Origin of the sequence: Olivibacter sp. LS-1 (genome assembly GCF_008245145.1) — a bacterium.
In the GTDB taxonomy this organism is placed as follows: Bacteria; Bacteroidota; Bacteroidia; order Sphingobacteriales; family Sphingobacteriaceae; genus Olivibacter; species Olivibacter oleidegradans.
Genome location: NZ_CP041643.1, coordinates 4,534,635 through 4,548,130, shown reverse-complemented (window position 1 = coordinate 4,548,130; position 13,496 = coordinate 4,534,635). Strand labels below are relative to the sequence as shown.

At 42.8% G+C, this 13,496-nt stretch carries 9 protein-coding genes and 1 tRNA gene; all 10 read right to left on the bottom strand.

The features are described 5' to 3' along the window. Positions 1-14 precede the first annotated feature (14 nt). The 10 genes from FKG96_RS18795 to kdpB all read right to left on the bottom strand — a co-directional run bounded on the left by FKG96_RS18795 (position 15) and on the right by kdpB (position 13,481). A complete protein-coding gene (locus FKG96_RS18795) occupies positions 15-1,610 on the bottom strand; it encodes a RagB/SusD family nutrient uptake outer membrane protein (RefSeq protein WP_130855366.1) in 1,596 nt (531 codons plus the stop codon). Positions 1,611-1,644: 34 nt separating this feature from the next. Then, positions 1,645-4,722, bottom strand: coding sequence for a TonB-dependent receptor (locus FKG96_RS18790; protein ID WP_130855367.1), 3,078 nt, complete (start codon positions 4,720-4,722; stop codon positions 1,645-1,647). 311 nt (positions 4,723-5,033) lie between these two features. Further along, a complete protein-coding gene (locus tag FKG96_RS18785; RefSeq protein WP_130855368.1) occupies positions 5,034-5,258 on the bottom strand; it encodes a hypothetical protein in 225 nt (74 codons plus the stop codon). 430 nt (positions 5,259-5,688) lie between these two features. Continuing rightward, a tRNA-Pro gene (locus FKG96_RS18780) sits at positions 5,689-5,762 on the bottom strand. 133 nt (positions 5,763-5,895) lie between these two features. After that, positions 5,896-6,618: an SDR family NAD(P)-dependent oxidoreductase gene (locus FKG96_RS18775; protein ID WP_013667496.1), complete on the bottom strand. Its 723-nt coding sequence runs from the start codon at positions 6,616-6,618 to the stop codon at positions 5,896-5,898. 57 nt (positions 6,619-6,675) lie between these two features. Beyond that, positions 6,676-8,403 carry an ATP-binding protein gene (locus FKG96_RS18770; protein WP_130855369.1) on the bottom strand — a complete coding sequence of 576 codons (1,728 nt, stop codon included), beginning with the start codon at positions 8,401-8,403 and terminating at the stop codon, positions 6,676-6,678. Between the two features lie 68 nt (positions 8,404-8,471). Next, positions 8,472-9,596: a sensor protein KdpD gene (locus FKG96_RS18765; protein WP_013667494.1), complete on the bottom strand. Its 1,125-nt coding sequence runs from the start codon at positions 9,594-9,596 to the stop codon at positions 8,472-8,474. Positions 9,597-9,724: 128 nt separating this feature from the next. Further along, positions 9,725-10,804 (bottom strand): porin, encoded by a 1,080-nt coding sequence (locus FKG96_RS18760; protein WP_149105850.1) that lies wholly within the window; start codon positions 10,802-10,804, stop codon positions 9,725-9,727. 16 nt (positions 10,805-10,820) lie between these two features. After that, positions 10,821-11,381: a K(+)-transporting ATPase subunit C gene (locus tag FKG96_RS18755; RefSeq protein ID WP_130855371.1), complete on the bottom strand. Its 561-nt coding sequence runs from the start codon at positions 11,379-11,381 to the stop codon at positions 10,821-10,823. An 18-nt stretch (positions 11,382-11,399) separates the two neighbouring features. Then, positions 11,400-13,481 carry a potassium-transporting ATPase subunit KdpB gene (kdpB, locus tag FKG96_RS18750; RefSeq protein ID WP_130855372.1) on the bottom strand — a complete coding sequence of 694 codons (2,082 nt, stop codon included), beginning with the start codon at positions 13,479-13,481 and terminating at the stop codon, positions 11,400-11,402. Positions 13,482-13,496: the final 15 nt, after the last annotated feature.

Genomic DNA, 13,496 nt, shown 5'->3' with positions numbered 1-13,496 from the left:
GTCTGTTTGCTATATTAATACCCTGAATTTTGGTCGCTTTCTGATAAATCCGGATTTTGTCGAAGTTCATCTAAAGGTATTGGCCAAACAAGGCGAAAATCCGGTATGGTCACCGGTTCGCTGATTCTGTTTCCTTTATACATACCCGAAACCCAACGATTTCTTTCCTGTACGTATTGCTTTAGCAATCCAGTGCGTAATAAATCGAATTTGCGCCAGCCTTCAAAACAGAGTTCGCGCATCCGCTCATCCATCAGGTTTTTCATAAACTCTTCTTCGCCCATCATGCCCCATCTTTTGTCTGTCGGAAGGTTACCTCCGAAAGCTCTTTTACGGACGACGTTATTGATTAGTTCTATAGCTTCTCCTTGTCTGCCTATCTTGTATAAGCATTCAGCATAACATAACGCAACATCGCTAAAGCGAACGAATGGGACATTCTTGCCGCTATAGTAGGAGCTGAGGCCTTGCTCTACCGTGCGTGTGTCTTCATATTTTTTTACATGGGGATCAAGCTCATCGCCCCAAACATAGCCCGTTAATGATGGTTTTTTGCCATCCCAGGTAAAATCATATCGTATACTCTCGGCTCGTCTCACATCGCCTTCTTCCCATACACCTCCTTCCGATCGTAGCTTATAACAGTATTCACTTGGCATGGTTCCATCAAAGCCTGCAAATAAAGCGGTTGCCTCTACGGCCGTCATACTCGCTACCGGTCTTGAACCCATATCCCATTGTATGCTATTCATATCGCCGCTCACATTACTGAATTGGAAAGCATACACCATTTCTCTTTTATAATCGGTCGAATTCTGCTGATGGGCATCATAAATCGTACTATAATTGATTGCTCCTGTACCACCAAAGTAGGGATTGTTATAGACTTTTTCAAATTGTTCTGCGGCTTTTGTATAGTCTCTGAAACCGGAGGATTCCGGCGCATAAAGGTAAACTTTGCCGAGTATCGCTTGTGCTATGGCACGTGTAGCTCTTCTTAAATCGGTATAATTAGGATCCGCCGGATCAGGCAAATACTGAATGGCCTTTTGTAAATCGCTTTCTATGGACTTATAAACTAAATCAATTGATTGTCGTTTTCCGCCCATATCTGTTCCGGTGAGGGGGATAGCACCAAACATCTGTACGAGCTCGAAATTATTGACAGCTCGTAAAAAACAGGCTTCACCTAAACGGAGATTGAAAGCGTTATCTTGACTACTTTCATTCGGGCTTAAGGCGGATATCGCGCTAGACGCACGCGCTACGATACGGAATCGACTTTTCCATACATCGAGTATACCACCATTGGTACTGTTCATACCATCAAGGTAAGTTTCTAATCCTTTGCGAAAATTATTATCCCGCCATTGTATGCCTCCCATGTTGGCTTCATCAGTGCCTGCATATAGTTCGATCCGATTTTTGTGCGAGTCGCGCCAATCCTTGTAAAGCCCCAGGATATAGCCGTTTAAATTCTCAATATTATCAAAAATGGCATCATCCTGAATTTTGGATTCAGGTTTTACATCCAAAAATTTGTTGCAAGAGCTAAGAGGCAAAGACAGCGTTGCCAGTAATATACCGGTATATAATAAGTGCTTTTTCATAATGAGTTGTATTTAGATTTAAGTGGTCTAAGCATTAGAATGATAGATTAACGCCCAAAGTAAAACTGCGTGTTAATGGATAGCCTTCACCTGCTTCGGGATCGTACCCCTTGTATGGGGTGATGAGCAGGAGGTTGTTTCCAGAGGCATAAATACTCAGATTGCTTAGAGGACCTATTGATTTACCGGGAAAATTATATGTTAGGTTCAATGCCGCTAAACGTATAAAAGAGGCATCTAACATCGCCCAATCGGTAGAGCCGTATCCAAATCGATTAAATTTGTTTCCGCGATAGGCTCTAGGGACATCCGTATCCGTATTTTCAGGGGTCCAACGATTAAGTTGATCGATACTTGCAGGGGTAAAGCTGGCAGAACCGTCCATTAACGCATCCCATTGCCCATTAAACTTTTTTGCCCCGTAAGAATAGGTGAATACCGCGTTGAGGGACAGGTTTTTATAAGCAATGTTGGTGTTGAAGCCACCATAAAATTTAGGATCTGCTTTGCCGACGATTGCCATATCATTTTCGGCTGTGATTTTTCCGTCGCCGTCTAGGTCAGCTGGCAGAATATCTCCCGGCCGTACAATGTAACCGTTATAAAAGGTCATACCGTTAATGCGGTCCATATCCATTTGTTGAGCGATTTTTTCGGCCTTAAATGTATAGAAGGTGTTAAGCGACTGCCCAACAAATAAATTACCGTCTCGTGCCATAATGTTACCGCCGTTCCATAATACGTTGACACCATTGACCAACTTTTTAACGGTATTTTTATCGTGTGCAATATTACCTGAGATACGCCACTGAAAATCTTTGGAGTTGATAACTAAGGCATTAAAACTGAATTCCAAACCTTTGTTAGCTAGCTCTCCTACATTAGCAATTTGATAATCGTAACCGAACGACGGCCAAAGGGCCATACGCATTAGCAGATCCGTATTCCGCATATAAAACACATCACCGGTGAAGGATAGCCTATTGTTTAAAATGCTCAGGTCGAAACCTGCATTGTATTGTTTTTGTTTTTCCCATCTTAAGGCTGGATTACCGAATCGGTTATCTTCCGGAGCGAATCCGACAACGCCGTTCGAATAAGCAGGTTGGTAGATGGTCATATAAGTGTAGTTTGGTATATTTTGGTTTCCCAGCAAGCCAAAACCCGCTCGCAATTTCAATTGATCCAACCAGCTTGCATTTTTTAGAAAGCTTTCTTCTCGCATATTCCAACCGAGCGATAGGGAAGGAAAGGTGCCCCATTTGTTTCCATCTCCAAATCGCGAACTTCCATCGCGGCGCACTGTTGCAGTTAACAAGTATTTGCCATCATATGAGTAATTGATCCGAGCGATAATGGAAGCCAGGGTGTTGGTTACATAATCGGAGTTGATAGTATTACGTTCGCGGTCGCTGGCCAATCCCATACCTTTATAACCCAATATGTCAGTAGGGTAGTTATAACCGGTCATATCAATGGCATTGGTTCGCGTTTTTGACATACTTGTGCTAATTAATCCAAAAAGACGGTTCTTGCCAAAGGACTTATCGTAGCTGATCGAATTATCCCATTGCCAGTACTCCGTAACTCCACGCCATTGCCAACCCCTTCCATTGTAATTGTCGCGCATGGATTGACCGATATTGCTCGGAATATAACTGTTATCTTGTTTATTATAAATATCTGCGGATAAGGATGTGCGTACATTGAGCCCTTCCACGGGCTTGGCCTCTAAAAAATTGGTTGTTAAAATCCGGCTATGTATTTCCTCACTAAGCAAATCTTTCGTTAATATAGGATTGTAATTTCCCATCTGTGATACGCCTTGGAAAGCCATATACAACCGATCGGTATCAATCGTTTGCATAGGATTGGCCATTAAGGCGGTGGAATAAGCGTTTGCATCCAAGCGATTTTTATCTCCGCGCGAAATACTCGTATTGGTACCCACCTTTAACCACGACTTGATTTGTCGCTCATAATTGAAACGGCCACTAATCCGTTTGTAACGAGATACATCAAGCACACCCTTATTATCCGAATATGAAAATCCCAAAAAGTAGTTCGATTTATTATCGCCACCGGAAAAATTTAATGAGTGGTTCTGTTCCAGGCCGGTTCGTGTAATAGCATCGAGCCAATCACTGGTAATGTTGTTCTGGCCATTGTATAATTCTTCCGGAGAAAAGATTGCGCCTGCTATATCTGTTTTTGTTAAGAAATTATCAATATAAGCTTGGCGATCAGCATTCGGATTTTCATCCATATAGGCATTTGCGTAAGCGTCTATACGTAGATCATACATTTGACGGGCATCCAATAATTTGATGCGATTCTGATAGTTGCTTATGGTAGCAAAACCGCTGTAACTAACTTTTCCTTCCCCTTGCTGCCCCCTTTTTGTAGTTATGACAATGACACCATTTGATGCCTTTGATCCGTATAAAGCGGTAGACGAGGCATCTTTTAAAACTTCTATGGACGCAATGTCATCCGGATTGATCATTCGAATACCTTCTTCCGCTACAATACCATCAATTACATAAACGGGATTGGTACCGTAAGAGATTGAGTTGGTACCGCGCACTTTGATCGTTACATCTTCTCCCGGTGTGGCATTGGAACGGGCAATATATAAACCGGGCACTTTTCCTTGCATGGCAGTTGTAAGATCGGTTGTTGGAATTTCCTTTAGTTGTTTTTCACTGATCGATCCAATGGCTCCGGTAAGATCGCTCTTCTTTATTCGGGTTCCGACAACAACGACATCTTCCAGCTCAAACCCTTGCGGTTGAAGTAAGATGTCGGAAACCGCATTTGAAACACGTAATTCCTTAGGTTGATAACCAATATACGTAATTACGAGAATAGCATCTGGAGCTACAGTGATGGAATACTGCCCGTTCGCGTTTGATGCTGTGCCATTTGTACTGCCTTTTACCTTAATGGAAACACCCGGTAGGCTTTCGCGGGTTAGACTGTCCAAGATGCTTCCGGTCATTGTCATTTGTTGTGCCGAAGTTGCAGTTCCAAATAAAAGCAGCAAACTGAAAGCGAACGCTGCTTTTGTGCTTGCTATAGCACAATACCATCTTTTTAAAGTTAGAATCATGATTTTTAACAGGTTTTATAATTTGTAAATAGGGGTCCTTTACGCCCACTGCGACATTAGGTTCATTGTAGGTACATTACATCAGTATTATACTTTTATCATTGTATAGGTTAGCGTATTCTATTCTGTACTAGTCTATACTAGTTATGCAAAAGTAAAAATAAAATGGAAAAAAAGAAATTATTTTAAAAGTTCGTGGTGTGTTTGTAGAGACATGGTCTTTTGAAAGAGGACTTCGCTCCGCTCGGTGATCCTGAAAAGGGGAGGATGACAGCTAAAAAGCTTCGCACTCCGTGCTTGGGCATTGTGGTTTATAGCTCACTCAAGCAGGCTTGGTTCGCTGCAGGATTACCTCGCTCCGCTCGGTGATCCTGAATTGGGGAGATGACAGCCAAAAAGCTTCGCACTCCGTGCTTGGGCTTTCGTTGTTTTACAGTGTGTTCGAGCAAGCCCGATTTAGGATTACCTCGCTCCGCTCGGTGATCCTGAGTTGGGGGGATGACAGCCAAAAAGCTTCGCACTCCGTGCTTTGGCATTGTGGTTTATAGCTCACTCAAGCAGGCTTGGTTCGCTGCAGGATTACCTCGCTCCGCTCGGTGATCCTGAGTTGGGGAGATGACAGCCAAAAAGCTTCGCACTCCGTGCTTGGGCATTGTGGTTTATAGCTCACTCAAGCAGGCTTGGTTCGCTGCAGGATTACCTCGCTCCGCTCGGTGATCCTGAATTGGGGAGATGACAGCCAAAAAGCTTCGCACTCCGTGCTTGGGCTTTCGTTGTTTTACAGTGTGTTCGAGCAAGCCCGATTTAGGATTACCTCGCTCCGCTCGGTGATCCTGAGTTGGGGGGATGACAGCCAAAAAGCTTCGCACTCCGTGCTTTGGCTTTCGTTGTTTATTTACTCACCCGAGTAAACTCGGTTCGTTATAAACAACGAAAGCCCTTGCTTTCGCAAGAGCTTTTTAGCTGTCGGGGTGGCAGGATTCGAACCTACGACCTCCACATCCCAAATGTGGCGCGATACCGGGCTACGCTACACCCCGATGTTGGTATCAACTTGAATGCGCTGCAAATATAGTCCTAAGTTTCAATTTGTCAAATGATATTTGCTGCGCAACCACTAAGTGACTGAAACCAAATACAATAATTTTAATTGGGTCTACTTAATATAGAAAATTACAAACGCTTATGTATAAAGTCGGGTAAATAACGGTATATCCATGCAATAATTTGCCATCGACGGGTTATGTACGCCGTGTTCTTCCTTCTGTCAATCGCTTGGACGATCTGCTTCGCTGCTTTTTCGACAGGGGCTACCCAAAATTTAACGGGCGATTTGGCCATAGGCGTGTCTACAAAGCCCGGGCAAATATCAGTAACAATAATCTCTTTTTGCAAATGAAAAGCTTTTTGGCGAAGACTTTCTAAGTACCGAATTTGGTAAGCTTTAGTAGCACTATAAGCGGGGGCCTGTCTGCTACCTCGTAAGCCTGCAAGGGAGGTGATGGCGACCAGATGCCCGTAACCTTGTTGAAGGAAATAATTGAAAGCCCAATCGGCCACACAGGTGAAGCCACACACATTAAGTGCTATCATTTCATTTTCCACAGAAAAATCAAGCGCCTCATTCACTTCTCCGTTTCCTGCACTTATAATTAACAGATCCAGGCCGCCCATCTGCTGCACTAATTCTTCGAGATACCCAGGGCAGGTGTGGGTTTCTTGAATGTCAAATGAAGAGACATAAATATTGCCCGGATACTTGTTTTTTAATTCATACAACAATGCACCACGTCTTCCGGTAATACCGAGAGCATTGCCCTTGGCCGCTAAAAGCGTTGCTAAAACGCTGCCAATGCCGGAACTTGCACCCACGATAACGATTCTCTTTCCTGTCATTGCATAGTAGTATTAAATGAACAGATTAGATAGGCCAATATAACGAATGTTACGCCACTAAACCGGAAAACTGAAATAAAAAGTGCTGCCAATACCAAGCGCACTTTCAACACCGATTTCACCTCCCTGTGCTTCTATAAACTCTTTGCTAATTGCTAAGCCTAAACCCGAGCCCGAGCGATTACTACCGGGAATTTGAAAATAGCGCTCAAAAATGCGTTGCGTATACCGCTCGTCAATGCCTCTGCCATTATCCTTTACACTGAAGCGTAACACCTTAGCCTCCAAACGGATTGAAATAATAATGGTGCCCTGTTCGGGCGAGTAACGAATGGCATTGCTTAAAAAATTTGTCAGGACCCACGCTGTTTTTTCGGGATCTACTTTCACGTTCGGTAATGGATCTTCTACTTGCAGATCGAAGTGGATCATTTTATGATCGGCGGCAGTTTGTACTGCTGACAATGCATAATGAAGAATCTCTTCAGGTTTGCTTTGCCGAAGGTTCAATTGTATATTTCCCGTTTCCACTTGCGACATATTTAAGAGCTCACCGGTTATCAGTAATAACCGATTACTATCTTCCGCAATTCCGGCTACCAACTGCTGTTGTTCGTTATTTAATGACCCGGTAAGTTTGTTGTTCAGCAGTTCTAAACTCATCTTGATTGATGAAATGGGCGTCTTCAATTCATGGGAAACTGTTGCAATAAAATTAGTTTTAGCCAAATCAAGTTCTCTAAACGGAGTGATATTCTTAAGCATAATCACATGGCCGATAAACTGCGGTCTAGTTTCGCCCGTAGGGACGATATTTATTGGGATATGTTCCTTTTCGAAGAAGCTCTCCTTGCCATCTGCAAAAATCTTGATGGGTTCTTTTTTGGTTGGCTTCGTCTCTTGAAGGTTTAAATCTTTTGCGAGTAGACGTAAGAGGTCGTTATACAACGCAAGCTCGATTATTTTTTTTCCTATAACTTCTTCTTTCTTAAAACCTACTATTTGTAAGGCCTCATTGTTTGTAAAGATCACTACCTGATTTTCATCCAAACCGATAACCGGATCGTGCATATTGTTAATCAACGTTTCTATCCGCTTCTTTTCCATTAGAAGTCGCGACAGGTTGCTCCCGGCGTATTCTTCTAACTTTTCTGCCATGATATTGAAGGAATGAGCCAGCTCCCCAAATTCGTTATTGCTTTCAAAATGCACCCGCTGATGGTAGTTATGGGCAGTAATTTCTCTAATGCTATTGGTGAGCTCCCGAATTGGATTGGCAATGTTGCCAGGTAAATTTATTAACAAGGTAAAAGCAATAATAAAACAAAGGGCGCCGGTAGTACCTATCCATATGTTGGCATTTTCAGCGGTTAGAGAAGCAGCATCGCTTTTGCGAGCGATGGCATTCATGTTGAGTCGCATGATCTCACCTATATCTTGTCTTATTAATTTATAATAGGCGTCGTTTTTTCCTGAGTCGCGAATAAGCTCGTTAAAATGCGCTTTTAGTTTGTTCGTCGCTTCTCTTTCTCCCGGTTCAGTGAGATTAGCCAGTTGTTTTTCAAGATTTGATCGAAAGGTATCCAATGAACCTGCACGTTCGGGAATATCGTCGAGTGCGATCAACATTTGTCTCGAATACGCCAAGGTTTTATAATTGGCAACTAAGATATTCTCTGTGTCCTTCTTTAATGCATTGACGTACCAAATGCTAATGACAGAAAGCAGTACGATCAACAAAAAGAGAAGTCCTACTCCCAAGGTAAGTTTAGTCTTCGTTTTCATTCGGTTTTTTTTAACATTCCTATATGCGACGTTCGTTAGACAAGTATACACGTTACAATTTAGTAGGATCAAGATAAAATAATAAGATCGATATCATTGTCAGATAATTTTCTTAATAATTGATTGAAGATACCCGTTGCTAAAATAATGCGAAACAGATTGAGACGCGGTTTGCCGATACAGACTGTGGTTACTTTGTACTTGATCGCTAATTCAGAGATAGCAAGCGGTACATTCTTATGTTGTATCTGCAATACCGTTCCGCCCAATTCTGTTGCGAGTTTCAAATTGTTAATGAGATAACGTTGTTTATCCAAAGGTATTTTTACGGTAGCCTCTTTGGGCGTTTGCACATAGAGCACATACCATTGTCCATTGTAATAGCTGGCTAACCTAGCCGTTTTACGGATGACCGTTTTCGCTTTTTGTTCATTGCTACTAATACAGGCCAGGAAGCGCTCGGATCGCAACGCCTCTAATGGTGGCACTACGGCATCAACTTTTCGTTCGACATGGCCCGCCACTTCCTTTAATGCGAGCTCCCGTAATTGAAGGATATGGTCATTCCTAAAAAAATTCTGTAAAGCGGTTTCTATCTTGTCTGCCGTATAAATCTTTCCTTCTTTTAAGCGATCGATTAGTTCGTCCGCTGTCAAATCAATGTTGACAACCTCATCGGCTAATGTGATAATTTTGTCAGGAATACGCTCTTTAACTTCAATTCCTGTAATTTTTCGTATGTCATCATTTAAGCTTTCAATATGCTGAATATTGACAGCGCTGATGACGTTGATGCCGGATTCAATAATTTCCAAAACATCTTGCCATCGTTTTTCATTCTTGCTTCCTTCTATATTGGTATGTGCCAATTCATCAATGATGACGACTTCCGGCCTTAAATTTAGTACGCCCTGAACATCTAATTCTTCTAGTTCCTTGCCTCGGTAAAATAGTTTGCGTCGTTGGATAATCGGTAAACCTGCCAACAAGGCTTGCGTTTCCGTACGGTTATGGGTTTCTACATAAGCGATCTTTACATCTATGCCGTTTCTAAGTAGCATATGTGCTTCCTGCAGCATTCTATAGGTTTTGCCTACGCCTGCGCTCATTCCTATATACACTTTGAACTTTCCCTGCCGTGATTTCTTTATCAGGTCGAGAAAATGTGCAGCTTGTTGGTTCTCTTCTTCCATTTGCTTGCTTTTGAAGAAATGATATGTCTACTTATAGAAGATAACGTATTCCTTTCACCAAAAATAGATGTAATTGACGTTATCTTCATGTGTTGATGCATTATATTATCGGAAGTGGCCAATAAGTATTAAAAGCTCAATGCAAGTGCTGTTGCAAGCGTCGTACTGTTAGAAGTGGCCGATTGGTTCCGTTTAATGAAAATCTCATCTTTACTTGCCAGCCGTCTGATTTCCGTTCTCCAGACTACATTTGGAAACAATTGATAATCGACATTCATGGAATAACCCCAAGTACTAAATCCTGCCGGGTTTTCGGTTGAAATTATTACACCCTCTTTATCTTGATAATATTCTCCACGAGCAGTAATAGAGAGATTTTGTGTAAGGCCATAGCGGGCGATGATGATGGGTGTATACCATGTATGATATTTGCTGCTGCCTTTTTCATCCTGTTCAGCTCCGAAATCGAAGCCCGCAATAATACCGAGACGTTCATTCAGCTGGAATTGCGCATAAAAGTTATGAAAGTAACGCATCTGTCGTACGCTGTCTGCTTTGTCACTTCCTATAAAAGAACTACTATTTAAGGTAATGGCATCGTTGGCTTTGAAGGTAAGCTGATGACCAAATGCAGGCGTTGTGTTACCGTCTACCCGTTGGATACGCTGCCAACCATTAAGATAAAGTGCTGCTAGGTACCACTTGCCATCTGCACTGGTATAATTCAATTTTGTGCCTGTCTCAAAATAGGGCGAGTTATCTGCTAGTAGGCTTCTTGTTAAGGTCCAATTATCTTTTCCAATAGCACTTTCAAATCCAATATGAGAAGGCATAATCCCTGCATCAAGCCAAAGCTCATGACGCTTTGAAAGTTTTATACCTACATTGGCCTCATAGATGTTTTTAAGTACACCCGTTTCAGCAGCATAGTTGGCATTCATATAAGTGCCCGCTGCGAGCGCCACATTTGCGCGAAGCCTGTCGTTTGTATAATTCGCCTTTACAAAAGCTAGATTTACGTTAACCTCATCCGTACGATTGTGGCTGTACACAAAGCCTGGGCGTGTGTTGCTCAACGGACGATTGAAATCATGCAAGTAATAAATTTCAGCGTAGCCACTTATTGTCAACGGCGATTGATGATCGTTTTGCGCGAATATATGGAGTGTACTTAGTAAAAATGCCAGGGCACTAATAATTTGTTTCATCTTGATAATTAAATCGTTATTGTATATGATCTAAAGCTAAATTAAGTTTAAGGACATTGATTTTTTCGGGTCCTAACATGCCCAATACGGGTTTTTCCGTGTGATTCGCGATTAACGAAGCAATCTTTTCTGGAGCGATGCCACGGATACGGGCAATTCGTTGTATCTGCACCTGTGCAGCTTTAACGCTGATATTGGGATCCAAACCGCTACCGCTTGCAGTTACCAAATCAACCGGGATATCTGCTTTCCGAATTCCCGGATTATGCTTTAATAGTGTATCGATGCGCGCTTGAACAGTTGCTAAGTATTCCGGATTTGATGGCCCCTTATTACTGCCGGCAGAGCCAGCCGCATTATAGTCAACCGCTGATGGCCGAGAATAAAAGTACTTGTCTACCGTAAACGACTGGCCAATGTTCGTGTAGTATTTTTTTCCGTCTATTAAAACGATCTCGCCTTCTCCGCGATTCGGTGAAATTTGTGCAATGGCCCATACCACACTTGTATACACTCCGGAAAAGAGTATGATGGTTAAGACGGTTAATGTAATTGCTGAAAAAAGATTCTTCTTCATGATGATTTGTTCTAACTTCTATATAAACAGTGCTACCATAACATCGATCAACTTTATGCCGATAAAAGGTATGATGATGCCTCCCAATCCATAGATGAAAAGATTTCTCCTTAAAAGGGCACTGGCGCCGATCGGTTTATAGGCGACGCCTTTTAACGCTAATGGAATGAGGAAGGGGATAATAATTGCGTTGAAAATAACAGCAGAAAGTATAGCACTTTCCGGGCTGTGCAAGTCCATAATATTAAGTCCCTGCAAGGCGGGAATCGCGCTGATGAACAACGCAGGAATGATCGCAAAATATTTTGCCACGTCGTTAGCTATCGAAAACGTGGTTAGCGTACCTCGAGTCATAAGTAACTGTTTTCCAATCTCTACAATTTCAATCAGCTTGGTAGGGTCGTTATCCAAATCCACCATATTGCCAGCTTCTTTCGCCGCCTGCGTACCACTGTTCATGGCAACTCCTACGTCTGCTTGTGCAAGAGCGGGCGCATCATTTGTTCCGTCACCCATCATAGCTACCAGCCTACCGGAAGCTTGTTCCTTTCGGATATAGTTCATCTTATCTTCTGGTTTCGCTTCTGCAATAAAGTCATCCACTCCAGCCTTATTTGCGATAAATTTGGCAGTTAATGGATTGTCCCCGGTCACCATGACCGTTTTGATACCCATTTTTCGAAGCCGGGAGAAACGCTCCTGAATGCCTGGTTTAATAATATCTTGAAGTTCTATGACGCCTAGAACCTGTACATTTCCCGTGGCGTCCTCTTCAGAAACGACCAAGGGTGTTCCTCCGTTTGAAGAAATTTCCTCAACACGGCCGATTATTTCTTTCGGAAAGTTGTTTCCACTTTTTTCGACTAAGTTTCGTATTGCATCGGTCGCCCCTTTCCGTATTTTGGTCGCATCTTCGAGATCAACCCCTGAACATCTCGTTTCGGCAGTAAAGCCAATAAATTGCAGTTTGCTTCGATTTTTTGAAGCTTCACTCAATAGGGTAGTACCCATGGCAGCAAATTTGTGTTCAGGATTTATGGACAATTCAATGATCGATTTGCCCTCGGGAGTCTCATCCGCTAATGAACTCAGAACCGCAGCCCATATAAATCGTTTGTCATCCACGCCTTGGGCGGGGTAAAAGTGCGTTGCCTTTCGGTTGCCAATCGTTATGGTACCTGTTTTATCCAACAATAATACATCAATGTCGCCCGCGGTTTCTACGGCTTTACCGCTCTTCGTGATGACGTTGGCTCGCAAAGCACGGTCCATGCCCGCAATTCCGATGGCGCTTAGCAGTCCACCGATGGTCGTAGGTATTAAACATACGAACAAGGAGATAAACGCAGCAATGGTGATCGGTGTATTTGCATAGTCAGCAAATGGTTTTAGCGTAACACAAACAATAATAAATACCAAAGTGAAACCCGCAAGCAAAATAGTCAATGCAATTTCATTAGGCGTTTTTTGCCTACTAGCCCCTTCTACCAATGCAATCATCTTATCGAGGAAACTCTCTCCGGGTTCTGTTGTTACGCGTACGCGGATGCGATCAGACAAGACCTTCGTTCCGCCGGTTACACTGCTTTTATCGCCTCCTGCTTCGCGGATAACCGGAGCCGATTCACCGGTGATGGCACTTTCGTCAATTGTTGCTAAGCCTTCAATAATTTCGCCGTCGGTAGGTATGATATCCCCCGCCTCGCAAAAGAAAACATCTCCTTTTCGAAGGGAGGAAGACGCGATTTGCGTAACGCTGCCATCGGGTGCCAAACGTTTGGCTGGAGTCTCCTCCCGGGTCCTTCTCAATGAGTCGGCCTGGGCTTTACCTCGTGCTTCTGCTATAGCCTCTGCAAAATTGGCAAAAAGGAGGGTTATAAAAAGCACAAAGAAAATAGATAGGTTGTAGGCAATGCTCCCTTGCGATTTCTCGCCCATGAGTGTCCAAATGCATACACCGAACATGACAAAGGTCCCTATCTCCACCGTAAACATAACGGGATTGCGGAACATGATCCGGGGACTGAGTTTTATGAACGACTGTTTAAAAGCTTCACTAACGAGCTCTTGTTGAAACAGTGATTTTTTTTCTGATTTCATTTGTAAATAATTTTT